We start from the raw sequence: 25,879 nt of genomic DNA on the forward strand, positions 1-25,879 counted from the left end.
TGTAAGGGATGTGGGTTTTTTATGAAATAAGGAGATTCTTATGTCAAACGTAAAAGAACCACAACCTCAGCAGATTAATATCGAACTTGGTGAAAAAGAAGCAGAAGGAATTTATTCTAATTTGGCAATTATTACTCATTCCCCCGCAGAATTTATAATTGATTTTACACGGGTTGTGCCTGGAGTACCAAAAGCACGTGTACTATCAAGAATAATTACTACTCCTCAGCATGCAAAGATGCTTATGCGAGCTTTAAAAGACAATATAGATAAATTCGAAGCTCGTTTCGGGGAAATTAAAATCGAAGGTCAACCAACTCCTCAGTTTGGTTTTGTTAATAATCCACCTAAAGAAGAAAAAATAAATTAGCAGCTTTTCTGCATGAGTTAATGCTATGATACGGGTTGCTAACTTAACTTTATAAAAATTACACACCAAACCTCCTCCTTGTAATAAATACTTTAGAAAGGCTGAATTATTAAATTGTAAAAAGAGCCACAGCAATAAAAATTTTATTGAGATAAAATTAATATTTGATTAGTTTATTTAATACAGTTCAAGATAATTTTTAGATTAATTGAGAAAATAAACATTATGTTTATTACCGAAAAATTTTTATTAAAGTGGTGTAAATGAGTAAAAAAAACATTACTGTAATTTTTCTCTCTTTGTTTATATTTAATAATATCTTTTCGCAGCAGCCAAGTATAAAGCTAAGTGTTTTTGCTGACTTATGTAGTATTGACTTTACTGCATTAGCTGCAACTAACAGTTTAAGCGGTCAACCTAGAGTGTTATTTGTGCAAATTTCGCCTAATAACTTGCTCGTTACATTGAAAGGGAAAATTGAATGGCAAAGAGATAAGAACTTTAGTTATGAGCCATTATTTAATTTTACTACTGAAGAGTTTCGTTCGCGTGATTTTTATAATGATGAACTGGGGATAACAATTAAAATAGCTAATTCTTCAGCGAACAGTGCTCTTGCAAATGAGAATATAAAACGGGGAAAACCTTCTGGCAATTACAGGCTGACATTTTCACTTTTTGACAGCAACGGAAATTATCTTTCGGAAGCAAGTACTATCTTGTCTTTTGCTAATCCATCACAAACAATTTCAATAATTTCACCACAGTCGGAAAGCCAACATAATGTTGGGTCTATCATTGCTATGTGGAATGAAGTTCCTTGCGCAGCATACTATACAATAAAAGCAAACGTAAGAACAAGTAAAAGTCAAACTTTAGAAGAAGCGCTAAACTCAGGCAATCCTTTAATAAATGATAAAAATGTAGGAAATGTAACTAGCGTAAATTTAATTGAGTACAAAGACAGAGAATTTTTACCTGGTCAAGAAGTAGTTTTACAAGTTAGTGCTTTTGTCCCAGGTGTCGGCGGTGGCACAAGGTATTACAGTAATATTGTTAATTTTTATTTGACAGAGGGTTCGGCTGTAACAAAAAATTTTGTGGATGAACAATTGGTTAGAATCGCCAATTTTTTGAGTAAATATTTATCTAACGACGTAATTGAAAAACTGAAAAAAGGCGAGATAACTAAGAATGAGTTAAAAATTACTACTGATGATGGCAGAGTATTAAGTTTTGTTGACTTAATGGATATTATCTCTAATCTCGAGAATGACCCACATTCAGTAATCGAAGTTAAATTTATTTCTAAGTAGAGGGAAAATGCTTAGGCGGTCTAAATCATTAGTAATTTGCGGTCTTGCAGCAATATTTATGTTGTTCTTGGGCAGTTATAATAACACAATATTGAATATTAATGATAATGAAAATTCACCTGTAGCATTAGTAAAAAAAATTGTAAAAGATGTTACCTATAGAACTGCAGTTAATAAAGAAGATTGGGAATTAGCTAAGATTGGCCAGCCGTTATTCGATGGTGGAGAAGTTAAGACAGGAGTTAAATCCTTAGCATTAATTCTTTTTACAGATGGGTCTGGCTTGCTTAGAGTTCGTGAAAGTTCAATTCTTCATATTTATGGAAAGACTGAGGATAAATTACTTAGAAAAAATACTTTTCTAGAGAAGGGGTTAATTGGTTTCGATGTTACCAAGCAGAAAGATGACGAATTTAAATTTACAACTCCAACTATTGTTGCTTCTATAAGAGGAACAGCAGGATTTATTTCATACGATAATGAAGATAGTACTACAATAATTTATTTAGATCACGGTATGGTGAACTTTCAACATATTCTTTCGGGTAAGAGCGGCACTATTTCTTCAGGCGTTTCAGCTAAAATCTTTTCAGATGGGAATATAACTTACGATAGCACTTCTACTCAATTAAAAAATACTTATAAATTCACAGAATCAATTAATTCTAAAAAAGTGATTATTAAAAGCAAGTATGGCACTTTTGAAATAAATTATTATTCAAATTAAGGCATGTGAGATAATCGTTGTTTTCTTAGAAAAGGAAACGTAATTAAAGATGATTAGAAAAAATAAACTAAGCCAGATTGTTAGAATTGCCTTTTTAATGTTATTCTGTAGAAGTTTAGTTTTTGCTCAAATTGATGAAATAATTACGTCAGTAACTATTGGAAATGCAATAGAAAAACAGCCGTTAAGTGTGACTATCCAGCTTAGGGATAATCCTAATATTAGTAGTGTATTTATTGCCTACAAGCCTTTTGGTCAAAATGAATTTATAAAGAAAGAGATGTTAATTACAGCAAATAATGCATCAATATTAATATCCGCTGATAATATTAAACCACCTTTCATAGAGTATTATTTTATAGTTGAATTTAAAGATGGCTCAACTAAAACTTATCCGAGCGGAATAAATCAAGGAGAATCACCATTCCAAGTTAACGTAAAAACTATTTCTGTGAAGGACAGCGGTGTAATTATACTAACTCCTAACAATGAAGATGAAATTGTAGTAGATGATTTTATTTTATCTATTTCTTTTATAAAAGCTGCTGATGACGTAGATATTAATGCAACAAAAATTTTTTTGAATAATGTGGATTTCTCATCAAAAGCTGTGAAATATGGCGATTTATTATTGTTTAATGCAAATGACTTGCTAAGTGCAATTAATTTTGGTAATAACATTATTAGAATTGAAATATATAACAAAGAGGGTAAGTTATATGACGAGTTAACAAGAAATTTTAAAATTGTTTCTAAAGAGCAGATACAAAGCGCTGCTAACAATTTGAGCTATAGTGGCACTCTTAGGATTGAAGGAAGGAACGAAGTATTTAATGATATATCAAAAGGCTACGAAAATTTTTCTGCCGACTTATATGGTTATTATGGTAATTGGAGCATTAATGGTAATGTCTATATTACAAATGAGGAGAAAAAATTTTTGCAGCCGCTAAACAGATTTTACTTTGGGATTCGCGCAAATGATTTCTTAAAAATTCAGCTTGGCGATGTTTACCCAAAATTCCCAACACTAATTCTTGATGGTAAAAGAATAAGAGGATTTAGCGGTGAGCTTAATTTAGGCTTCTTTAATATTCAAACTACCTTTGGAGAAATAACAAGAGCAATTGAAGGTAGTATACTTCAAAAATATACTTCGATTAATGTACCATTAGAATCAAATATAATTGCAATTAACGAAAGTAAATATGGCGCTTCATTTGCTAAAGTTAATTTAGGGACTTACAGCAGAAGTCTTTTTGCAATTCGACCTTCATTTGATTTTGGTGAAAATTTTCAATGGGGTTTTTCATATTTACACAGTAAAGATGACCCAACTTCGATTGAATTTGGTGCTAGACCCAAGGAAAATGCTGTGTTTGGGTCAGATTTAAATTTATTTTTAGACAACCAGAACTTTATTATCTCAGCGCAGGCAGCATTAAGTATAATTAACAATGATATTTCTACAGGAACTTTAAGTGATGCTCAAATTGATTCTGTTTTTGGTGCCAATAGTTTTTTCGATATCAACCCTAATTTGATTAAAGATATCAAAAATATTTTAGGACGTTTTATTACAGTTAATCAATATATTGGTCCATTAAATCCAGCAGAACTTTCCTCATTAGGTGCCGAGGTTTCAACAACTCTTAATTATTTTGCTAATACTCTAAAATGGAGTTACATATATCGCGGTAACGATTACGTTTCGTTTGGGCAAAATTTTCTTCGTACTGACGTAAAGGGCATTAATTTGTTTGATAGAGTACGATTGTTTGATAATCAACTTTTTGTATCAATAGGGTACGAGAATTTAAGTGACAATTTACAAAAGACTAAAGTGGCCACGACCAATTATATTACTTATAGCAGTTCTATTTCTTATTTCCCTCACTATGATTTGCCGAATATATCAGTTAGCTTTTTTAGATATAAAAATAATAATGGGTTGAATATAAATGATACTGTATACGGTAAATATGCAGTTGATGATATAACGAATCGTTTTTCTCTTTCAGCAGGGTTTAACTTTAAATGGAAAGTTAGGCATAACGCTTCATTTAGTTTATCTACTTCAAATAGAGAAGATAACAGCATCACAAATGCCGATGCTAAATACACATCCGCAGGATTTACAATTAATAGCTCTTGGCTAACTGAATTTAGTTCTACAATTAATGTTTTTTATTATACAAGTAAAGTTGCCCATAACAATTTTAACTATGTCACTCTGTCTTTAGGAGGTAAATACCGAATAATAAATAACAAACTTGAGCTTATTGCAACTTTAAGTCCAAGTTTTGGTGATTTTAAAAGACAAGCTTTAGATTTTTCTGCGACATACAATGTTATTCCCAATGTTGATTTTATTTTTCAGATGAGGTATTATAAAGTTGCAGGTCAATCGGCAAATACTATAGTAGGACTTACTTCACGGTTGACCATATAAGCATTGAAAATATTATTGATTAGGTTCAGTGAAAAAATTTTTGCTTTCAGATTTATTCATTTCTGTATTAACTGCAATTTTTGTAGTGTTTATTACCCAGCCGCAGTTTTTTCAAGTTTCTCTTTTAAAGGGTCTTGAATTAAAGACAATCGATGCTCGTTTTAAAGCAAGAGGCAGTATACAAATTGATTCCCCTAAAGTAATTATAGTGCAAATTTCAGATGAATCTTTTGAACAAATTTTACCACCAGATAATAAATGGCCTTGGCCTAGAAATCTTTTTTCTAAGCTTGTAGATAATTTAACTGCTGCAGGTGCAAAAGCTATAGGCATTGATGTAATCATGTCTTCGGGTGATAGAATCTCCGCTTTTAACGATTCATTGTTAATGTGCTCAATAAGAAAATCGGGTAAAGTTGTAGTTGCTGGTAAAATTAATGTTGAAGATGAGTCGTTAAAATTAGCATCATTGAAGAATCAAATGAAAAATAGAACAGCAAAACAGCGCTCTTTGAATTTACAGATGACTCAGGATTTTTCTAACGTAAAATTTAATTTTCATAATATATTTTTTGATGCTGATAAATTTGTAGGGTTAGTCCAAATACCAAGCGATGATGATGCAATTAAAAGAAGATACACACCTTTTATAAATTTTGGGTTGAATGATTCACTTTCACAAAAAATCCCTTCCTTTAGTTTTGCCTTGCTGAACAAATATTTTGGGAAGAATAGTTCTTATACTGCAAAAGATAGTGGAGATTACTTTGTGTATTTAGGACGCAAAATACCTAAGTACGATTCTGAATCGTTCTTAATTAATTATTATGGTGGTGCTCAATCTTTTCAATATTATAATTTTTTTGAAGTTATTGATGATAGCACAATAAAAGTAAAAGATGAGGTTGACTATAATACTGAACTAAATCAGTGGGATACTTATTTGCAGGAAGGAATTTTTAAAAACAAAATTGTTCTTGTTGGCTCAACAATGCCGGAAGATAAAGATATTTTTCCAACTTCGTTATCTATTAACGATAAAGAGGGCAGTAACCTTTTATGGGGCGTAGCAATTCATGCCACAGTAATAGAAAACATATTAAATAATAATTTTCTTTACAAACAATCTCAAACCAGCGAGGTAGCTGCTGCTGTATTATTAACCTTGCTTGTTTTCTGCTTTTCATCACTTACGAAAAAACTTAAAATTAAGCTGGGAATGTTATTAGAACTCGTCAGCATTATTTTTATTATACTGATTATCTATTCTATTTACTTATTAAGCGTTTATTTTTTTGTAAATAAAAATTATGTAATAAATGTTGTTACCCCTACCGTTGCTGTATTATTAGGTTATTTTACAAGCACAGTTAATAATTTTATAAAAGAGAGACAGAAAAACATGTTAATTAAAAACATGTTTAGTCAATATGTAAATAAATCTGTAGTTAATGAATTAATAGCTCACCCGGAAAGGTTAAAATTAGGCGGGGAAAGAAAAACCTTAACAATATTGTTTTGTGATATGGTTGGATTTACAACGATTTCCGAAAAGAAAGAACCCGAAGAATTGGTTGCACTGATGAACGTATTTCTTAATGAGATGTCAGAAATAATAATAAGTAATGATGGAACTGTTGATAAATTTTTGGGTGATGCTATAATGGCATTTTGGGGTGCACCAGTTCAAGTTAATGACCATGCATATAAGGCTTGTAAGACTGCACTTTTAATGCAGCAAAAATTAGATGGGTTTAAGCTGCTAAAAAGTAGCATTCCAGAAATTCAAATTAGAATAGGAATAAATACAGGCGAGGTAATCATAGGTAATATTGGCGGTGCAAAAAGATTTGATTATACTGTAATGGGGGATAATGTAAATTTAGCGTCAAGGTTAGAGAGTGCAAATAAAGAATATGGCACCTCTATAATGATTAGTGAAAACACTTATGAGCTTGTAAAAGATAAAATTGCGGTTCGTGAACTTGACTTGGTAAAAGTTAAAGGAAGAAAAAGCCCCACTAAAATTTATGAGATTATAGGTGAATTGGATAATCCACTTTCTGATGAAAAGTTAAAAAAACTTGAATGTTATTTTGAGGGTATGAAATACTATCGCAGTCATAATTTTAGTGAAGCCGTTAATTACTTTGAAAAATGTGTTAGTCAAACAAACGATCCTCCCTCTAAAGTTTACATTGAACGTTGTAAGCTATTTTTATCTAACCCTCCCGATTCTAATTGGGATGGCGTATTTGTCTTACAAAATAAATAGAATACTTTGAACCCAATTTATACGTTAGAAAAAATTAATATTGAATAAACATACTGAATACAAATAATAAACCCATTTGCTATCTCATCTTTCTTTTGCTAAGTGATTGTGTAAATACCAACTGAAATAAGCAGGCTTAACTTTTCAGAGACTTTAGACTCTTTGTTTATGATAATGACATTTTTTTTGTCACTTTAAGGAATGAAGCAGTCTTACACGTATAAGATTGCTTTAGTTTCCCGATTAAAAATCAAGTTCGTTTACAGTTACTGTCTCATTATTATTATTATAGACTTCTGGAATATTCACTTTGTCATTACCGTATAAACCTACCTGTCCGCAGACAAGCGAGAATCTATTATTTTTGTTTTAGATTCCACTTTCGTGGGAGAATGACAATAAGTGTATAAATAATTTTTCAGAAGTCTCTATAAGGTAATAAGGTCAGTTTTAGGGTTAGTCAGAGTTACTAAGATTTAGAAGAAAAAGACAAGGTTAAGAAACCTTATTTTTGAGTTTGCCCTTTAGATTTTACGACCTTAGTAACAAGTCAAATTCTTGGACCACTTTAAGCTAATTATCTTATTAAAAACTTAATTTCGGAGAGATTGGATAAGAACAATTTCGATATAGTTAATTTGTTTTTGGGGTTTTGAAAGTTTTGTATTTAGCAAAATAAGCTAATAAGGTTAAGTATTCTATAGTGTAGTTCTTACTAAGAAGTGGATAAATAAGGTATTAAATTAAACTCTTAGCAGTGATTAAAATAACGAAAAAAAATCATAGTATAATCTTTTGAACAAATAAAATGAAGCGGAGTAATCTATTAAAAAATAAGGGTATTACTTTTGCACTCTGTATATGTTAAAAAGTGCGGCTAATAAAAAAATGAAATTAGCAAACCAAGCGGTAAAAAATGGGTTCATTACACCGTTTTTTCCAAAAGCTTCACTTATCTTTGCAAAAACTAAGTAAATAAAAGTAATAGTTAAGTTTATTCCGAATTGAAGAGCGATTCCACCTTTTCTTTTATTCGTTGAAATTGGTATACCAAATAAAACCACAACTAGACTGGCAAATGCAAATGCTATTCTTGAATGATAATCAATCAGTATTTGTGTGGGGTCATTCCCGGTTTTTAACTGCTCGTTTGCGAAGTTTTTCAATTCGCTCAAAGTCATTTCTTCCGGCTTTTGCTGTTTTTTTATAACATCTTCTGGTTTGAAATGTAAATCGTTCATTTGAAGGCTTGTAAATTTTTTATATGTTTCGTTTGTATCAGTAAAAATACGTTCCGTACCGCTAAATAAATTCCACACTTTTTTAGTGGAATCATATTCCATTCTAAATGCGTCAATTCGTGAAGTCATTTTTGTAGTATTTTGAGGGTCGAAGTTTTGAATGCTTATTTGATATGCCTGGTTATTGTCAACATCATAGTGGTTAATGTTTACTATTCTGGTTCTAGTATCCTGGAAAAAAATATTACTCCCAATAAAAACCAGCCCTTTTTTCATATAGGTTTGTTCAATTTGTACTTTTCTTTTATTTGCTTCGGGGACTATATATCCGCCGAAATAAACTGCAATCAGACTAATCATCAATGAGGTAACAACAAATGGCGTCATGTAGCGGTAGAGACTAACTCCGCTAGATTTAATGGCAGTTAGTTCATTTAAATTTGCCATCCTGCTGGATGTAAATAAAGCTGCTAAAAGTACTGCAATTGGTAAAATTAAACGAATAATTTCGGGTAAGAAAACTGCATAATATTTTACAACTATAAATGTTGGGACTTTTTGATCGATAAAATCATCTAGATTTTCCATAAGGTCAATTACTATAAACAGCAAAGAAAATGTAACTATTCCAAAAAGTATTATTCGGAGGAACTGTTTTATTAGATATTTATCAAGAATTTTCAATTTCATTTTGAGCAAATCGCCAATTTTTTGGTACAAGCTTTGTAAGAAAATTAAAGTTCAGCTCGACTCTTTCTCTAGCAGTTTTTATTGTTAAATATATACCGAATAATAAAAACACAACATTTGCCGACCACATACCCCAGAAAGGTGATAATAAATCTCTGTCAGCTAATTTTTCACCACCAATTAGAAAAGCCCAATAGATTAAGAAAAAAATTAAGCTGATACCCGATGCTATTCCAAAACCCCCCTTTCTAATCATTGTACCAATTGGTGCGCCAATCAATACAAAAACAATACAAGCAAAAGGAATTGAATATTTTTTATGTATTTCTACCCAATAGCTGTCCATTTGTCGATTTAAATATTCAATATTATTCAGCATAGAGTTAATTCTGTTTTTATCTGCTTGTAAATTTTGGAAAGCTAATGAATATTTTTCGATGTTAATTTTGTTTGAGTTATTATTGGACAATTTATTTTCTAACATCTCATTTATTGCTTTTTTTAATTCTGTTAATCTTCTTTGCTTAATACTATTTAAACTATCAACTAATATTAGCATATCATGCGCACCTAATTCCCTATCATATCTTGGTCCGCCTGGAGTAGATTGTTCAAAAGTAAATTGGTCTGCCGGCAGGGCAATTTTATCTCTAATAAACTTTAGTCGTTTGTAGTTCTCTGGGTAAAAATTATCCGATTGATGAATCTCTCCATTATAAAGATCCATTATAATTTTTTTTTGACTCGGTATAAAATAAATTTTACCGTATTTGGCCGTTACAATATTTGTCTTTGATTGTGATGAAAAATCATAAATCGTAATATCCTTAATTTCATTTTGCTGCTGATTAACATCACGTACTAAAATTGAATAAGATGGAATTTCTTGTGAAAAAACACCCGGCACTAAAGATAATGTAGGTTTTTTTCTTGATATATCTTCCATTAACAACCTTGCAGCGTGGTTAGCGTCTGGATAAACGTGATTATTAAACTGAATTAACAGATATCCTATTATAATACTTACTAAAATTGGTGTTAACATCATTTTATAAAGACTTACACCAGATGCTTTCATTATTGCTATTTCATTGTTCTGAGCCATGCTGCCAAAAGCCATTAGGGTGGCAACTAAAATCGACATTGGTATAACTAATACAACCATCCATGCAAGGTTGTAAACAATTAATTTAACAATGACAACTAAACTGAGGCCTTTACCAATAAGTCTATCCGCAAATTTCATTAAGAACTGAAGAAGAAATACAGCGAACAATGTAAACACTGCAAAGAAAAAAGGTCCAACATGATTTTTTAAGATGTACTTAAACAGTATCATAATTTATTTTGGTTATTGCAATTAAATTATTATGCATCGTTAGCTAAAATCATATTACAAACATAATATAGCTTTTAAGTATGGTCAATTCCAAATATAAAACTTGAATACTGTGCAATATACATGTAAATTAGTAATCATAAAACCTAATTCATCTTGCCAATAATAGAAAGGGGACAAAGTGGAAGAAGTCATCAATTATATTAACTCTAACTTTAATAATTATTTGACGGAACTAAAAGAATATTTACGAATTAAAAGTGTAAGTGCGCTTGAATCTTATAAAGATGAGGTGGCAAAATGTGCCGAATTTGCAGCACAAAAATTAAAAGATGCTGGAATGAAGCGAGTAGAAATTTTTAAAACAGATGGAAATCCAATTGTATATGGAGAATGGTTAGAAGCTCAGGGTAAACCAACTGTCTTAATTTATGGTCATTATGATGTTCAGCCGGTTGACCCAATTGAACTGTGGAAAAGCGACCCATTTGAAGCCGAGATTAGAGATGGTAAAATTTATGCTCGTGGGGCTAATGATAATAAAGGACAACATTTTGTGCATATTAAAAGTGTAGAAGCTTTTTATAAGGTTACTGGTAAACTGCCAGTTAATGTGAAATTTATTCTCGAAGGCGAGGAAGAAGTAGGCAGCGTGAGTATAACAAAATTTATTAAAGAGCATAAAGATTTACTTAAATGTGATGCTGTTTTAATTTCTGATACAAGCATGTACGCAGAAGATGTACCTACAATATCTTATGGACTTAGAGGCTTATGTTATTTGGAAGTGCAAGTTACCGGTCCATCTAAAGACTTACACAGCGGCAGTTTTGGAGGTGCAGTTGCAAATCCAATAAACGAATTAGCAAAAATTATCGCAAAACTTCATGACAAAAACGGTAAGATTACAATCCCTGGCTTTTATAAAAATGTTATGAAATTAACCGCACAGGAGAAAGAAAATTTAAAGAAACTAAGATTTTCTGATAAAGAACTTGCTAAACAAGTTGGTGTAAAAGAACTATCTGGGGAAAAGGGCTATTCAACTTTAGAAAGATTATGGTCGCGTCCAACTCTTGATTGTAATGGAATTGTTGGTGGATTTATTGAAGATGGTGCTAAAACTATTATACCATCAAAAGCCTCTGCTAAAATTAGTATGAGATTAGTGCCAAATCAAAATCCAAAAGAAATTCAGAGGGAATTTATTAAATATGTTAAGTCATTGGCGCCTAAATCAATTACTGTTGATTTCAAGATTCATCATTATGGTTATCCTGTGGTAATCGATTTAAATACTAAAGCAATTAAAGCAGCATCAAATGCACTCTCAAAAGCATTTGGTAAGAAAACTGTCTATACACGTGAGGGCGGCTCAATTCCAATTGTAGTTGATTTTGTAAAGGAACTTAAATCGCCAGTAGTATTAATGGGTTTGGGTTTGGATACGGATGATATTCATTCACCAAATGAACATTTCCATATAAAAAATTTTGAAAGAGGAATTCTAAGCTCTGCATATTTCTTTGGTGAATTTGGAGGGTAGTTTTTAACTTAAAAAATGTTAGAGAGCTTGCTATGAAAAAAAATAGAATTTTGTTTTTGGTGCCTCTAATATTTTATTCAATTTATGGCTGCGGGGGTGGAGGAACCGGAGAAGGTGATGCAGCTAAAAATCCTGCTAAAGATAAAGCTATACAACAATATAACATTGGCGTTCAAAAAGAACAGACAAAAAATAGGTTCCCTTGCGATACAATTGCATTAAAAGAATATATCCTCCAGAACTACGAAGCCGGGACCTACTTAGTGGATTTTGATCGAACTTATACATTTAATATCCCTAAATCAGCAGTGATTTATTATAGAGATGGCGCGAACCAGTATATATTTGCTGTGATTGCAAAATCTAAACCAGGAGAGCGACATATAGAGACTAAAAATATCGTAGGCTTTGAATCAAGTTACATAAATCTTGATAGTACAAAATTGGGCACTGCCTTTTTTTATTTGACTTTGTTTGAATGCATAGATGGTGAAATTCATAGAATTTGGGAATCTGAAGTGCCAATTCATGGCGGATTTAACAGTATGTCTATTAAAACTTGGACCCCGCAGAACATTAAGTATGTTCAGTTGAATTATGAAGATGGAATAATCTCTGGCCACCGAAATTATAATTTCTTTTTGGTCGATGGTATTAGAAAACCGCCACATTTATTGGAAACTTACGTCGGCATTGTGCATAAAAGAACAATGGCTGATATTAACCATGACAAATATCCAGACTACTATGAATACATTTTCAGCAGTAAAGGATATTTGCCTGATTCGTTAACTGCTATTCGAGTTGTTGATTCAATACCTTTTTACTGGAGCACTAAACGACAACTTTATATTACCAATAGAAATCCAAGATGGTTTAGAAAATATTAATCAATCTTTACTTTGTTATGTACCAAGAAAAAAATAATAATGAAAGTATTGCTATGAGAAATGAAATGAATTTTAATATCGAGACAGAATATAATACCTTAAAGAAAGGTGTTGGCATAAGAGACATATCAAATTCATTAATTATAAAGCTAACTGGAAAGGATGCGTTAGATTACATTAATCGTATTTCTACAAATTACGTAAAAGATCTTCCACTAATGAGTTCAATTAATACAATATTTACTAACGAGAAAGGAAGATTTATCGATTCGACAGTTTTATTGAATATGGGTGACTATTATTTATTGATTGGGAATAGCGATAATGATAAAAAACTAAACGTGTGGATTGATAGGTACATAATTACAGAGGATTTAACAACAGAAATAGTTACTGATAAATATTTTATAGCTCAATTGTATGGCGCACAAACTTTATCTTTTTTGTCAATGATTTGTGGACAGGAAATTAAAGATTTACCTGATAAAAATATTAATTTCTATCAAACTGACAGCGTTGGTTTTTATTTATTTAAATACTTTATCAAAAAAGATTTTTATTCTTACTGCTTACTTACTGAAAAGAGCAATGAGAAAACATTAATCGATCACCTTTTTGAAAATAAAAGTGCATTTGATTTAAGGATAATAAGTGAAGAAACATTTAATATATTTAGAATTGAGGAAGGTTTGCCCTCTTACCCAAATGAAATTAATGATAAATATAACCCTCATGAAAATGGCCTTATTGATTTCGTGAGTTTTTCTAAGGGATGTTACATTGGTCAAGAAGTTATTGCTAGGTTAGATACTTATGATAAAGTTCAAAGAGAGTTAAAAGGAATTATATTTGAGGAAAATTATAATTTTGAATTACCAGAAACTCTGTTTGATGAGAACGATAATGAAGTTGGGGAACTTACAAGTGTAGCTGATTCGTTTTTACTGAATAAAAAAATTGGGTTGGCTTATATAAAAAAAAGATTTTTACAGGATAATTCACAAGCAGAACTAAAAACGTTATCAAGCAAAAAAATAATAATTAAAATAATTAAGCTTCCTTTTTCAAATGAAAATTTATACTAAGACAGGTGATAGTGGTTTGACTTCGTTGTTTGGCGGTCAGCGAGTTTGGAAAAGCGACCCGCGAATAGAAGCCTACGGAACTATAGATGAGTTAAATACATTCTTAGGGCTGGCCTTATGTGAATTGAATGAAAGGGAACTAATTGATGTTATTAAAAGTATACAGCATGAATTATTTATTGCTGGTTCGGATTTAGCAACTCCATTAGAAAAAGACAGCAAAGTAAATGTGCCGAGAGTTACTGCTGAAATGTCAACTCGGCTTGAAAAATTAATTGATGAATACGATTCAAAAGTTCCGCCGCTAAATAAGTTTATATTGCCGGGCGGCACAAAAGCAGCTGCTGTTTTACATATAGCCAGAACTATATGCAGAAGAGCCGAAAGAAAAGTGGTTGAATCAAGTTTTGACTTTGACATTGGTGAGAATATTAAGATATATTTAAATCGTCTTTCCGATCTTTTGTTTGTTCTTGCTCGATATGTTAATAAAATAAACGATACTCCCGATATTTTTTGGGAAAAATGAACAGATATAAGTCCTGTAATTTTGGGGGTGACTTTGGTTTCGACGAAGTTATTAGTTCTTTGAATTGCATGCCGTGTTATCCGTAGACACGTTAAACGACGGTAAAAAAATAAACGGCGAATATAATTACGCCCTTGCTGCTTAATTAAAAAGCAGCCGCTCTGTTTAATCTTTCATACCGGGTTAAATGAGAGCGCCGATTAGGTATGATAGCCGATTCGAGCTTCCGGGTAGAAAAGGCGAATCTTTTACCGGAATAGTTTCGATAGTAACCTGCCTATCGGTTTTATCGAAGCGAAACTTAATGATAGGCTAAGCATGTAGTAATTCACTGAAAAATAACTTCGGACGCGGGTTCGACTCCCGCCACCTCCACACTTCAAATTAATTAAGCGCTTGACCACTATCCTTAAAGCCAGCTTCGATAAAATTAAGTCAAAAAGATTATTAGAACGAAAAGTAAAAGAACCGCTAACTAATATTTTATTGTTTCAAACTACAGAATTAGAATTAAAGGTCTCATGAGTGACAAAGCAAAGTTATACTTTAAAAGCAAGCAGAGTAATGACTATTACTCTCTTCTAAAATTATTTATGATTTCAAAATTATTTTGAACATAGCCGAACCATGCAGCGGTCAAATTTAATTTTTAGCTAATTTTATTGCATTCAGCTTATTATTGAATTAAATTTGTTCTCATCATGAAAAAATTTTCGTTTGTAAAACTTCAGGCGAGCGGTAACGATTTTGTTCTTTTTGATAAAAAATTAAATCCGGAGTTGTCTTTAAATTCACAGATTATAAGTCAAATTTGCAGCAGAAGATTTGGTGTAGGAGCTGATGGGGTTCTTGTTTTTTTGGCAAAGGAGAATTACGATTTTGCTTTAGAATATTATAATGCTGATGGCTCAAGCGGTGTTTTATGTGCTAATGGTGCAAGATGTGCTATTAAATATGCAAGTTTGATGAATTTATTAAAAAATGACAGCGCTAAATTTACAGTTAATGGATTTGATTATTCCGGTAGCGTTGTAGATGATAGAGTGAAATTTAATCTGAATAAACCGAGCAAAATAAAATTAGATTTTAAAATAAAGGCAGCTGGACAGCTAATTAACGCTTGTTTTGTTGACACGGGCGCACCACATGTTGTGATTGATATTAAAGATGTGCTTGAAAGTAAAGAAAATCTTCGTTCTTTTTATAGAACCATTGATAATTTTCCTGCTTTTCAAATAGGAAGAGAAATTAGGTATTCGAGGGATTTTAGTCCAAATGGTACAAATGTTAACTTTTTCACTGTAGCTGATGGTTTAATTTATATTAGAACTTATGAACGTGGCGTAGAAGATGAAACTTTATCGTGTGGAACTGGCTCGGTTGCAACGGCAATAATTGGCTATTTAAAATATAACTTAGCTCCACCAATTAAATTGAAAGTTAAAAGCAACGATTTGCTGGAAGTAGATTTTAGTCTAACAAATGAAAAACAAATAAATAATGTTTCTTTAACAGGTCCAGCAGTCTTAATATTTAATGGCGAATTAACAATTTAGAAAGAGGAAATATGGCTAAAGTAATATTCTCAATACGTTATAATATTATTCCGCAAAAACGTGAGGAATATTTAGATGTTGTAAAAGAACTGAAAAGTATCATTAAAGCAGAAGGTCTCGAAAGCTATTCTGTATATGAACATAAAAGTAAAGCTAATTCTTTTGAAGAAATTTATGTCTTCAGCAGTCAAGAAGCATACGAGAATTTTGACGATAATGCCGACGAGAGGATTGATATCCTAATGACCAAATTATCTGATATGATTAAAGAGCAGTCAACACAATATTCCACGCTAATTGAGGTAACAAATTAAAATTAGCCAATACTTATATTATTTTTTTATCAAATTTAATTTGCTGCCCAGTAATAATAAGTCTCAATGGAAAGGATAGGCAATGTATGAATATGTTGGTGCGATTCATATCCATTCAACTTTTTCTGATGGTTCAGGTGATGTGAAATCAATAGCGCAAATAGCTGATGAAGTAGGATTAGATTATATACTTCTTACAGACCATAACACTTTGCGGGCATTAAATGAAGGCTTTGAGGGATGGTATGGGAAAACACTTTTGTTAGTTGGCTGTGAGATTAACGATAAGGAAAATAAAAATCATTATTTAGCTTTTAGGATTAATAAAACGTACTCAACTCGGCTGGCAGCATTTGAATATGTGAGAAAAATAAAAGAGGAAGGCGGAATAGGATTTATTGCCCATCCTCACGAAAAAAGATCCTCGATGAAAGAACACCCGCCTTATCCTTGGACAGAATGGTCTTCAGAAGATTTTACAGGGATTGAAATTTGGAACCATATGTCGGAATGGATGGAAGGCTTGACTGAAGAGAACAAATACAATTATTTCATGCATCCATTGAAATCAATTAAAGCACCTAACGAACAAACGTTAAGAGTTTGGGATAGACTGAATCAAAAACGCAGAGTTGTAGGTATTGGTGGTGTCGATGCCCACGCACACAAAGTAAATTTACTTGGTTTTTTTGAAGTTGAAGTTTTTGCTTATAAAGTACTGTTTAAGTCTATTAGAACGCACATTTTAATTGATAAAAAGATTGAAATCCCTAAGAATACCAGAGACATTCAAACTGCAAAACATTTAATCTACAATGCTCTAGAAAAAGGGAATTGTTTTGTCTCTAACTTCTATCATGGCGATGCTTCAGGTTTTCGCTTTTTTGCTGAAAAAGGGAAAAAAGTTTACCAGATGGGTGAAAATATACCTTTAGGTAAAGTCAGTTTAAGAGTATTATTGCCCAATATTTTTGGCACAATTAAACTCCTGAGAAATGGTGATGTAATCGATAGTTTAAATGACTTTGAGGCTAAATTTAACATTAAAGAAAAAGGTGCATACAGAGTTGAAGTTTATCTTAATGACAACGCGTGGATTTTTTCAAATCATATTAGAATTGGTTTATAAGATTTATTAAATTTTGCTTCATTTTTTCCAAATTTATTATAGGTGATTAAGTGTTAGAAAAGAAAAAAAGGATTACTAAAAAAGAAATTAAACAAGATAAGCTGGTAACTACATACTATAAAGTAGTTGAATTTTATCAGCAAAACCAGCTTAAAATATTCATTACAGGCGGTATCATTATACTATTGATTGCTGCCTTAGTACTATATAACAATAAACAGAAGAAAGATGATCTTCTTGCCTCAGCGTTGTTGGCTAAGGTAATTCCTTTATATGACTCAGGCGATTATACAAAAGCAATAGATGGTGACAAAACACAGAACATAATTGGTCTTAAAGAGATTGTTAAGAACTATGGTAGTACAGAAACTGGAGAGACTGCAAAAATATATTTAGGGAATTGCTATTACTATACTGGTAAATCAGACTTAGCGTTTACTACATTTGACGATTACGGTGGAGATAATCCTATCTTAAAAGCAGCTGCGCTAGCTGGTAAAGCTTCCTGTTTAGAAGATAAAAAAGAATTTGAAAAAGCAGCTAAACTTTTAGCAGACGCTGAAAAAATTTCTAAAATTAACCCGGCAAATTCGGAATATTTATTAAGAGCTTCCGAAGATTTCATTAAAGTAAACCAAAAAGAAAAAGCGAAAGAACTGTTAACCAAAATTAAAAACGAATACAAAAATACAACCGCAGCTCAACAAGTAGAAAAGTACATGGTTCAGATTGAAAGTTAAGAATTCACAGTATTTTAACTAAAAACCTAAAAAAGCCTTAATTTCTTTTCCTTGATTTTATAGTAAGGCGTCTCTATATTTTCATACAAAGTAAACTAATAAAAGGAACTATGGCAGATACATCAGATTTTAGAAATGGATTAATCATAAAATTTAAAAATGATCCTTACGTTATAGTAGAATTTCAACACGTCAAACCTGGTAAAGGCGGCGCATTTGTAAGAACAACCCTTAAAAATCTTAAAACAGGAAAAGTTTTGGACAATACTTTTCGTTCTGGCGAGTCAGTAGAAATTATTCGTGTCGAAAGAAGAAAGTATCAATACCTTTATCGAGAACCTGCTGGATTTGTATTAATGGACAACGATACATTTGAACAAATTACTGTGCCGGAAAAATATTTTTCGGAAACAAAAGATTTTTTAAAAGAAGGTGAAGAAGTTGAACTTCTTGTTGATGATTCTGACCAAATAATTTCTGTTGATATACCAATTTTTGTTCAATTAAAGGTAGTACAGACCGAGCCAGGCTTAAGGGGCGACACAGCAACCAACGTTCTGAAGCCAGCTATTTTAGAGACTGGTGCGCAAATAAATGTTCCTCTTTTCGTTAACGAAGGCGATATACTAAAAGTTGATACGCGGACAGGGGAATACGTAGAAAGAGTTAAAAATTAATCTGTAGGCGATATGGATATAAATCTAATTAAACGACTAATTAAAATAGTCGAACAAAGTAATATCACCGAATTTTCCGTGCAAGAAGGTGATTTGAAAGTTAGAATTTCTAAAAACACTAATTCTAATTCGCAAGCAAAATATCAAGTTGTTACTGAAGCATTACCTCAAGCAAATCAATTGTCTACTCCTGCAAATGTTGAACTGCAAAAACAAGCATCGACAGAAAAAGAAGTAGAAACAAGTATCAATTTACATGAAATACGCTCGCCAATTGTTGGTACTTTTTATAGAGCTCCTGCACCGGATGCAGACCCGTATGTACAAGTAGGAGATACTGTTTCGCCAGGTACAGTCCTTTGCATTGTAGAAGCAATGAAACTAATGAACGAAATAGAAAGTGATGTTAGCGGTAGAATTGTAAAAATTTTGGTCGAAAATGCTACGCCAGTAGAATACAATCAACCTTTATTTCTTATTGAAAAAATATAAGCGTTTAAACTTGTTCGACTTCTCAAATTTATGGTGGAATTTTGTTTAAGAAAATCTTAATTGCCAACCGCGGTGAAATTGCCTTAAGAATAATTAGAACATGTAAAGAATTGGGCATTTCTACAGTTGCAGTTTATTCTGAAGCTGATAAGGACTCACTTCATGTTGTTTTTGCGGATGAAGCAGTTTGTATCGGTCCACCCCCAAGTGCTTCCAGTTACCTGAAAATTCCAAATTTAATTTCTGCAGCATTAATTACTGGAGCCGATGCAGTTCATCCTGGTTATGGATTCTTAGCAGAGAACGCAAGCTTTGCAGAAATATGTAAGGATTCTAATCTTACTTTTATAGGACCGGAGCCTGATTCTATAAGAAAAATGGGGGATAAAGCTTTTGCAAAAGAGACGATGAAAAAAGTAGGTGTGCCAGTTGTTCCGGGAAGCGATGGAGTAGTTAAAGATATTGAAGAAGCTAAAAAAATTTCTTCTCTTATTGGTTACCCTGTCATGCTAAAAGCTTCCGCAGGCGGCGGCGGTAAAGGAATGAGGATCGTATGGGAAGAAAAAGAATTGCAGAAGGCTTTTCAAACAGCAAGCTCGGAAGCTGAGGCTGCTTTCGGCGACCCTTCTCTTTATGTTGAGAAGTTTATTGAAAATCCACGTCACGTTGAAATTCAAGTAATGGGTGATAAGCATGGAAATATTTATCATTATGGTGAGAGAGATTGCACAGTTCAAAGAAGACATCAAAAGTTAATTGAGGAATCCCCTTCACCTGTTGTCGATGAACAATTAAGAAATAAAATGGGAGAAGCAGCTATACTCGGTTGTCAAGCAGTTAATTACATTGGTGCTGGCACTGTTGAGTTTTTAGTAGATAAACACTTAAACTTTTACTTTATTGAAATGAATACTAGAATTCAAGTTGAACATCCAGTTACAGAAATGGTGCAAAATTTAGATCTTATCAAACAACAAATATTAGTAGCAGCTGGAGAAAAAGTTTCTGAACTGCCTCATCAGCCTGTAGGCCATGCATTCGAGTTTAGAATTAATGCTGAAGATCCAGAAAATAATTTTAGACCATCACCCGGCAAAATCAAGTATTTACATTTCCCGGGCGGCTTCGGTGTTAGAATTGATTCACATATTTACAACGAATATGTTATCCCTCCTTTTTATGATTCATTAATTGCTAAAATGATTGTTTGGGGTACGGATAGAGCTCATGCAATTTCTAGGGCTAAAAGGGCTTTTGAAGAATGTACAATTGAAGGTATTAAAACAACTATCCCTTTCCATAAACAAGTACTTGATAATGAAGTATTCAAAAGTGGTCATTACGATACATCATTTATAGAAAAACATTTTAATAATATTAAGAGGTGATTATGAACATACCAGAACAATTAAAGTATACGAAAGAACACGAATGGATTAAAGTAGAAGATAATATAGGTATAATTGGAATTACCGATTATGCACAGAGCGAACTTGGCGATATTGTATATGTTGATATTAGTTCTGAACTAACAGAAATTGTCAAAGGTAAATCTTTCGGTACTATTGAAGCAGTTAAAACAGTAAGTGAATTATATGCGCCCTGCTCTGGAAAAGTAATTGAAGTTAACTCAAAATTAAACGATGAGCCACAATTAATTAATACTGACCCTTATGGTGAAGGCTGGATCATCAAAATTCAATTAAAAGATAATAGTGAATTAAATGACTTGCTGGACGCAAAGTCCTATGGTGAACAAATAGGCCAATAGCACAAATTTCGTGGTACGGGTTTTATTTAATTTCTAGTTATAAATCGCCCTTAAAGTAAATGGGCGATTTTTGTTATATTCGTAAAAAAACGTTGTTTAAAATGACACATTCACAAAAAATATTAATTCTTGATTTTGGCTCTCAATATACCCAATTGATTGCAAGGAGAATAAGGGAGAACAATGTTTATTCTGAAATTCAACCCCATAATTATCCATTAGAAAAAATTAAGTTGCATAAACCCAAAGGGATTATACTATCAGGAGGTCCGCAAAGTGTATATGACCAAGATGCACCTCAAATTGATAAAAAGTTATTTGAACTCGACATTCCAATACTTGGTATATGTTTTGGGTTACAATTAATAGCTAAAGAGTTAGGCGGAAAAGTTGAACCTGCTATAAATAGAGAGTATGGCAAGACAGAATTTGAAATATTACAAACGAACGAACTTTTTAAGGATGTAAATACAAAGTCAACTGTGTGGATGAGCCATGGTGATTTGGTAACTGAACTACCAGAGGGTTTCATTATAAACGGGCGTTCAGAAAATTCTCCTATTTGTGCGGTTTCTAACTCATCGAAAAAAATTTACGGTTTGCAATTTCACCCAGAAGTTTCTCATACTGAATTTGGTAATAAAATATTAACCAATTTTTTGTTTAACATTTGCAAATGCTCTCCGGATTGGTCACCTAAAAGTTTTATCTCTGCAGAAATTGAAGATATAAGAAAAGAAGTTGGAAAAGATTATGTTATTTGTGCTTTGAGTGGCGGCGTGGATTCTTCTGTGGCAGCAGTTCTTGTAAGCAAGGCCATTGGTGAAAGGTTAATTTGTGTTCATGTAGACACTGGCTTAATGAGAAAAAATGAAAGTCACAACATTATAAAGTTATTTAACGATAATTTGAAATTGAGAATCGTCCATATCGATGCAGCTGAATTATTTTTATCAAGATTAAAAGGAATTGCCGACCCAGAACAAAAAAGAAAGATTATTGGGAATGCATTTATTGAAGTTTTTGAAAAAGAGGCAAAAAAATATCCTGACGTAAAATTTTTAGTACAAGGGACTCTTTATCCAGATGTAATAGAGTCAGTCTCGGTTAAAGGAAAATCAGCTACAATAAAAACTCATCACAATGTAGGCGGATTACCTGAGAAGATGAATTTAAAATTAATTGAACCTTTTCGTGAACTTTTTAAAGATGAAGTAAGAAAAATTGGACGAGAGTTAGGATTGCCGGAAGATTTTATAAACAGACATCCTTTTCCCGGGCCTGGACTTGCAGTAAGAATTTTAGGTGAGGTTACAAAAGAAAAATTGGAAATCTTACGTCAGGTCGATGAAATTTATATCAACGAGATTAAATCAGCTAATATTTATAATCAAATATGGCAAGCTTTTTCGGTGCTTTTGCCGGTGCGTACAGTTGGAGTAATGGGTGATTTCAGAACATACGAAAATGTAATTGCGTTAAGGGCTGTTACCTCTACTGATGGAATGACAGCAGACTGGTACAGATTTGATTATGCCATTTTAGAAAATATCTCAAACAAAATTATTCGTAACGTTAAAGGTGTTAATCGTGTTGTTTATGATATTTCATCTAAACCACCTTCAACAATTGAATGGGAATAACATGAGAAACCGCGCACTTTTGTGATTAATTTTGTAAAGCCTGTGTGAATTAAATATTCATTTATAATTTATTTATCCTTATTGTTCGTAGCTGGCTTAACTAACATTAATGCTGCTTTCCGAGTCAAATATTTCTAAATGAGAAGTTTGAATAAAAATCTACTGATTTCTTTATTTTTTATTATATTGAAATATATTATTCTACTTTAAGTACTAATGAGAGTAAAAGAACTTCCGAGCGACGACCGTCCACGCGAGAAATTAATTTTACGCGGTCCACAAAGCTTAAACGATGCCGAATTGCTGGCAATAATTTTAAGAACAGGCACAAAGGGTAAGTCTGTTATTACACTTGCGTATGAGGTATTGGCTAAATTTGGTAATTTGAATTTGCTTTTTTCTCAGACTCTTGAATCTATAAAGCGTATACCAGGCATTGGGAAAGATAAAGCAGCAACACTAATTGCAGCCTTTGAACTTTCTCGGCGTGTAGATTTTCAAAAGAAGTGGGAATCCAATAAAAAGATAAAATCACCTCAGGATATAGCAGAAATTTTTATCCCAAAATTAAGGGATGAAATGAAAGAGTTTTTTTATGTGGTATGTTTAAACTCTGCAAATTCTATCATTAAATCAGAGAAGATCTCAGAAGGGACATTAAACTCTAGCTTAGTTCACCCACGAGAAGTATTTAAAGTAGCAATAGACAATCGCTCAGCAAATATAATTTTGATTCACAATCATCCCAGTGGTAATTTAGAACCGAGTAATGAAGACATAAAAATCACAAAAAACATAGTTGAAGCCGGGAAAATATTGAATATTGGAGTGTATGACCATTTAATAATTGCAGGGAACAATTATCTCAGTTTTGTTGAAAAAAGATTAATATAAAATTAATTTTTATTAAAATTTTGTTGAAAACAAACGAATTCTCATCGTTTTTGAAAAAAAAGTGTTATATTAAAAGGTATATAATTCATATTAAACAACAACTTAAAGGAGGAATAATATGGTTAAATTAAAAAAAGCACTAAGCTCGGCTGTTGTGATAGCATTGTTTGCCGGAATGGTTGGCTTTGCTGGATGCAGCGGAGTTAGCGAGGAACAAATGGCAGAACTAGAAGCTCTCCGTTCTGAAGTGAAATCCCTTGAGAAAGAAGTTAATTCACTGAAAAGTGAAAAAGCTTCTTTGGAAAGAGAAATTGCCGAAAAAAATGCTAAATTAGATCAATGCGCAAAGCTAAAAGAAGAAACCAAAAGTAATCTTCAAAAAATGGGAATGTAATTAAAAGTTTATTAAAAAATCTAAGGAGGAAATAAATGAAAGTTCTCAAATATCTATCGTTGTCCGCCATCTTATTCCTCGTTATTTCTGCCAATGTTTTTGCGCAAGATCATGAAATGACAAAAGAGGAATGGCAAAACGAAATGAATCGCCTTACCGAGCAGAAGGCTTCACTAACTTCTGAATTAAATTCATTGAAAAACGATGTAGCTAATTTAAAAAGTACAAGAGATGGTTTACAATCTTATGAAGATTGTATTAGTGAACTATATGCCTTAGTTGGTGCAACAAAAGCTGATGTAGATAATTTTAGGAGTCAACTTAATGCACTAAGTCAAAAGATTGATAATAAGGTAGAACCAAAAGAAGATCGTCAGGCTGAGCTTGATGCTATGAAGAAAAATAAAATTAGTGCACTGCCGGAATTTTATGATATGGTACATAATCAACTTCAAAGAAAATTAGATGCTTGGATTGTTGCTCCAAAAGAAATTATGTATACTGTTGTAAAAGGTGATTGCCTATGGAACATTGCAAAGAAAAAAGATATTTATGATAATCCATTTGCATGGCCAAAAATTTATAAGTCAAATAGAGACCAAATTAAGAACCCAGATCTTATATATCCTAAACAAGTATTTAAAATTCCAAATTTAACGGAAGAAGAAAAAGCAAAGTATGATAAAATTAGAAGAAATTACAAACCAGCTCCGCCGGCACAAACTGGGAAGTAATTATTTATGATTATTAGAAGATTTCTATGCAAAGCCCTTTTCATTTTGTGGAAGGGGCTTTTTATTTATTAAGGAGGAATTTAATACGCAGATAGAGAAAACTATTAAATTAGATAATGTCGACTTGGTATCATTGCTTGGATTCAACGATACTAATATTAAGCCAATTGAAGAAAGATTTACTGCTAATATTACTGTACGGGGAGATACAATTTACCTGCAAGGGGTTCAAGAGGAAGTTGAAGCAATAGAAAAAATTTTTAAAGAAATGGTCTTTGTCCTCAACACTTCAGGCAAACTCCAGCCCAATGATGTCGATACCATTATTGATTTAACACTTCAAGGTAAGGAAATAATAAGTAATAATGAGTATGATAATATAATTTTGTACTCAAAAAAAGAGGTTATAAAAGCAAAAACCCCAAATCAAATTAAATATTGGCAAAGCGTAAAAAACAACGATATTTGTTTTGCGATTGGACCAGCTGGCACCGGAAAAACTTATCTTGCTGTTGCTTTTGCAATTGCCGCACTTAAAAAAGGAATTGTCAAAAGAATTATTTTAGCAAGACCAGCAGTAGAAGCAGGGGAAAGTTTGGGCTTTTTACCTGGTGACCTTAAAGAAAAGATTGATCCGTATTTACGGCCTCTTTTTGATGCCTTGCAGGATATGTTACCTGCCGACCAATTAAAGATGTATCTTGAAAAGGGCATAATTGAAATTGTGCCGCTTGCTTATATGAGAGGAAGAACACTTAATAATGCTTATGTAATTTTGGATGAAGCTCAAAATGCAACTCAGATGCAAATGAAAATGTTCCTTACTAGATTAGGACCCAACTCAAAGTCTATAATTACTGGTGATATTACTCAAGTTGATTTGCCATCGTTATCCCAAAGCGGTTTAATTCAAGTAAAAGAAATTTTGAAAGACGTAGAGGGGGTTGCTTTTGTATACTTTGATAAAAATGATGTTGTGCGTCATAAGTTAGTTAAAGATATTATTGATGCCTATGAGAAACACTATAATGGTAATTCAGAAAAGAAAACTAAAAATGGTCAGTAAGAATTGAAA

At 32.3% G+C, this 25,879-nt stretch carries 24 protein-coding genes and 1 other RNA gene; 23 read left to right on the forward strand and 2 right to left on the reverse strand.

The features are described 5' to 3' along the window. The first annotated feature begins 40 nt into the window (after positions 1-40). The 5 genes from ABRY23_07850 (at position 41) to ABRY23_07870 (ending at position 7,140) form a co-directional block, all read left to right on the forward strand. On the forward strand, positions 41-370 hold the full coding sequence (locus ABRY23_07850; protein MFA3782959.1) for a DUF3467 domain-containing protein: 330 nt from the start codon (positions 41-43) through the stop codon (positions 368-370). Between the two features lie 263 nt (positions 371-633). Continuing rightward, a complete protein-coding gene (locus ABRY23_07855; GenBank protein MFA3782960.1) occupies positions 634-1,686 on the forward strand; it encodes a hypothetical protein in 1,053 nt (350 codons plus the stop codon). 7 nt (positions 1,687-1,693) lie between these two features. Beyond that, positions 1,694-2,413 (forward strand): FecR domain-containing protein, encoded by a 720-nt coding sequence (locus ABRY23_07860; protein MFA3782961.1) that lies wholly within the window; start codon positions 1,694-1,696, stop codon positions 2,411-2,413. A 49-nt stretch (positions 2,414-2,462) separates the two neighbouring features. After that, entirely contained in the window at positions 2,463-4,865 is a 2,403-nt protein-coding gene (locus tag ABRY23_07865; GenBank protein MFA3782962.1) for a hypothetical protein, read from the forward strand. Positions 4,866-4,893: 28 nt separating this feature from the next. Beyond that, positions 4,894-7,140 (forward strand): CHASE2 domain-containing protein, encoded by a 2,247-nt coding sequence (locus tag ABRY23_07870; protein ID MFA3782963.1) that lies wholly within the window; start codon positions 4,894-4,896, stop codon positions 7,138-7,140. Positions 7,141-7,982: 842 nt separating this feature from the next. On the opposite strand, the gene ABRY23_07875 is transcribed toward ABRY23_07870, so the two are convergent. Continuing rightward, positions 7,983-9,071: an LptF/LptG family permease gene (locus ABRY23_07875; protein MFA3782964.1), complete on the reverse strand. Its 1,089-nt coding sequence runs from the start codon at positions 9,069-9,071 to the stop codon at positions 7,983-7,985. Beyond that, positions 9,052-10,410, reverse strand: coding sequence for an LptF/LptG family permease (locus tag ABRY23_07880; protein MFA3782965.1), 1,359 nt, complete (start codon positions 10,408-10,410; stop codon positions 9,052-9,054). Before ABRY23_07880 ends, ABRY23_07875 begins: the two co-directional genes overlap by 20 nt. 181 nt (positions 10,411-10,591) lie before the next feature. Here ABRY23_07880 and ABRY23_07885 point away from each other — a divergent pair, with 181 nt between their 5' ends. From ABRY23_07885 to ABRY23_07970, 18 genes are all read left to right on the forward strand, one after another. Next, complete coding sequence (locus ABRY23_07885) at positions 10,592-11,956, forward strand: dipeptidase (GenBank protein MFA3782966.1); 1,365 nt, start codon at positions 10,592-10,594, stop codon at positions 11,954-11,956. Positions 11,957-11,988: 32 nt separating this feature from the next. Beyond that, entirely contained in the window at positions 11,989-12,846 is an 858-nt protein-coding gene (locus ABRY23_07890; GenBank protein MFA3782967.1) for a hypothetical protein, read from the forward strand. A 65-nt stretch (positions 12,847-12,911) separates the two neighbouring features. Further along, positions 12,912-13,931: a folate-binding protein YgfZ gene (locus ABRY23_07895; GenBank protein ID MFA3782968.1), complete on the forward strand. Its 1,020-nt coding sequence runs from the start codon at positions 12,912-12,914 to the stop codon at positions 13,929-13,931. Continuing rightward, a complete protein-coding gene (locus ABRY23_07900; protein ID MFA3782969.1) occupies positions 13,915-14,460 on the forward strand; it encodes a cob(I)yrinic acid a,c-diamide adenosyltransferase in 546 nt (181 codons plus the stop codon). The genes ABRY23_07895 and ABRY23_07900 overlap by 17 nt, the downstream gene beginning before the upstream one ends. 23 nt (positions 14,461-14,483) lie before the next feature. Next, positions 14,484-14,838, forward strand: a transfer-messenger RNA (tmRNA) gene (ssrA, locus tag ABRY23_07905). A 323-nt stretch (positions 14,839-15,161) separates the two neighbouring features. Continuing rightward, entirely contained in the window at positions 15,162-16,016 is an 855-nt protein-coding gene (gene dapF / locus ABRY23_07910; protein ID MFA3782970.1) for a diaminopimelate epimerase, read from the forward strand. An 11-nt stretch (positions 16,017-16,027) separates the two neighbouring features. Beyond that, a complete protein-coding gene (locus ABRY23_07915) occupies positions 16,028-16,330 on the forward strand; it encodes an antibiotic biosynthesis monooxygenase (protein MFA3782971.1) in 303 nt (100 codons plus the stop codon). 82 nt (positions 16,331-16,412) lie between these two features. Then, positions 16,413-17,459 carry a PHP domain-containing protein gene (locus ABRY23_07920; protein ID MFA3782972.1) on the forward strand — a complete coding sequence of 349 codons (1,047 nt, stop codon included), beginning with the start codon at positions 16,413-16,415 and terminating at the stop codon, positions 17,457-17,459. 50 nt (positions 17,460-17,509) lie between these two features. Beyond that, positions 17,510-18,199: a tol-pal system YbgF family protein gene (locus ABRY23_07925; GenBank protein MFA3782973.1), complete on the forward strand. Its 690-nt coding sequence runs from the start codon at positions 17,510-17,512 to the stop codon at positions 18,197-18,199. A 110-nt stretch (positions 18,200-18,309) separates the two neighbouring features. Then, entirely contained in the window at positions 18,310-18,876 is a 567-nt protein-coding gene (efp, locus tag ABRY23_07930; GenBank protein ID MFA3782974.1) for an elongation factor P, read from the forward strand. 12 nt (positions 18,877-18,888) lie between these two features. Next, positions 18,889-19,368: an acetyl-CoA carboxylase biotin carboxyl carrier protein gene (accB, locus tag ABRY23_07935; protein ID MFA3782975.1), complete on the forward strand. Its 480-nt coding sequence runs from the start codon at positions 18,889-18,891 to the stop codon at positions 19,366-19,368. Between the two features lie 41 nt (positions 19,369-19,409). Next, on the forward strand, positions 19,410-20,756 hold the full coding sequence (accC, locus tag ABRY23_07940) for an acetyl-CoA carboxylase biotin carboxylase subunit (GenBank protein MFA3782976.1): 1,347 nt from the start codon (positions 19,410-19,412) through the stop codon (positions 20,754-20,756). Positions 20,757-20,758: 2 nt separating this feature from the next. Further along, entirely contained in the window at positions 20,759-21,139 is a 381-nt protein-coding gene (gene gcvH, locus ABRY23_07945; protein ID MFA3782977.1) for a glycine cleavage system protein GcvH, read from the forward strand. Positions 21,140-21,240: 101 nt separating this feature from the next. Further along, on the forward strand, positions 21,241-22,782 hold the full coding sequence (gene guaA, locus ABRY23_07950; protein ID MFA3782978.1) for a glutamine-hydrolyzing GMP synthase: 1,542 nt from the start codon (positions 21,241-21,243) through the stop codon (positions 22,780-22,782). Positions 22,783-22,998: 216 nt separating this feature from the next. After that, complete coding sequence (gene radC, locus ABRY23_07955) at positions 22,999-23,676, forward strand: DNA repair protein RadC (protein ID MFA3782979.1); 678 nt, start codon at positions 22,999-23,001, stop codon at positions 23,674-23,676. 118 nt (positions 23,677-23,794) lie between these two features. Further along, positions 23,795-24,070 carry a hypothetical protein gene (locus ABRY23_07960; protein ID MFA3782980.1) on the forward strand — a complete coding sequence of 92 codons (276 nt, stop codon included), beginning with the start codon at positions 23,795-23,797 and terminating at the stop codon, positions 24,068-24,070. A gap of 35 nt (positions 24,071-24,105) precedes the next feature. Then, entirely contained in the window at positions 24,106-24,804 is a 699-nt protein-coding gene (locus ABRY23_07965) for a LysM peptidoglycan-binding domain-containing protein (protein ID MFA3782981.1), read from the forward strand. 124 nt (positions 24,805-24,928) lie between these two features. Beyond that, positions 24,929-25,870, forward strand: a complete 942-nt coding sequence (locus ABRY23_07970; GenBank protein MFA3782982.1) for a PhoH family protein — start codon at positions 24,929-24,931, stop codon at positions 25,868-25,870. The last annotated feature ends 9 nt before the right edge of the window (positions 25,871-25,879 follow it).

The sequence above is a fragment of the Melioribacteraceae bacterium 4301-Me genome (assembly GCA_041538185.1).
Taxonomy (GTDB): Bacteria; Bacteroidota; Ignavibacteria; order Ignavibacteriales; family Melioribacteraceae; genus Pyranulibacter; species Pyranulibacter aquaticus.

Coding starts and splice junctions, on each gene's coding strand:
- ABRY23_07915 (MFA3782971.1), top strand. CDS start 16,028: ATGGCTAAAGTAATATTCTCAATACGTTATAATATTATTCCGCAAAAA.
- ABRY23_07920 (MFA3782972.1), top strand. CDS start 16,413: ATGTATGAATATGTTGGTGCGATTCATATCCATTCAACTTTTTCTGAT.
- guaA (MFA3782978.1), top strand. CDS start 21,241: ATGACACATTCACAAAAAATATTAATTCTTGATTTTGGCTCTCAATAT.
- ABRY23_07960 (MFA3782980.1), top strand. CDS start 23,795: ATGGTTAAATTAAAAAAAGCACTAAGCTCGGCTGTTGTGATAGCATTG.
- ABRY23_07860 (MFA3782961.1), top strand. CDS start 1,694: ATGCTTAGGCGGTCTAAATCATTAGTAATTTGCGGTCTTGCAGCAATA.
- efp (MFA3782974.1), top strand. CDS start 18,310: ATGGCAGATACATCAGATTTTAGAAATGGATTAATCATAAAATTTAAA.
- gcvH (MFA3782977.1), top strand. CDS start 20,759: ATGAACATACCAGAACAATTAAAGTATACGAAAGAACACGAATGGATT.
- ABRY23_07855 (MFA3782960.1), top strand. CDS start 634: ATGAGTAAAAAAAACATTACTGTAATTTTTCTCTCTTTGTTTATATTT.
- accB (MFA3782975.1), top strand. CDS start 18,889: ATGGATATAAATCTAATTAAACGACTAATTAAAATAGTCGAACAAAGT.
- ABRY23_07865 (MFA3782962.1), top strand. CDS start 2,463: ATGATTAGAAAAAATAAACTAAGCCAGATTGTTAGAATTGCCTTTTTA.
- radC (MFA3782979.1), top strand. CDS start 22,999: ATGAGAGTAAAAGAACTTCCGAGCGACGACCGTCCACGCGAGAAATTA.
- ABRY23_07875 (MFA3782964.1), bottom strand. CDS start 9,071: ATGAAATTGAAAATTCTTGATAAATATCTAATAAAACAGTTCCTCCGA.
- ABRY23_07895 (MFA3782968.1), top strand. CDS start 12,912: ATGAATTTTAATATCGAGACAGAATATAATACCTTAAAGAAAGGTGTT.
- ABRY23_07965 (MFA3782981.1), top strand. CDS start 24,106: ATGAAAGTTCTCAAATATCTATCGTTGTCCGCCATCTTATTCCTCGTT.
- ABRY23_07880 (MFA3782965.1), bottom strand. CDS start 10,410: ATGATACTGTTTAAGTACATCTTAAAAAATCATGTTGGACCTTTTTTC.
- dapF (MFA3782970.1), top strand. CDS start 15,162: ATGAAAAAATTTTCGTTTGTAAAACTTCAGGCGAGCGGTAACGATTTT.
- ABRY23_07850 (MFA3782959.1), top strand. CDS start 41: ATGTCAAACGTAAAAGAACCACAACCTCAGCAGATTAATATCGAACTT.
- ABRY23_07890 (MFA3782967.1), top strand. CDS start 11,989: ATGAAAAAAAATAGAATTTTGTTTTTGGTGCCTCTAATATTTTATTCA.
- ABRY23_07900 (MFA3782969.1), top strand. CDS start 13,915: ATGAAAATTTATACTAAGACAGGTGATAGTGGTTTGACTTCGTTGTTT.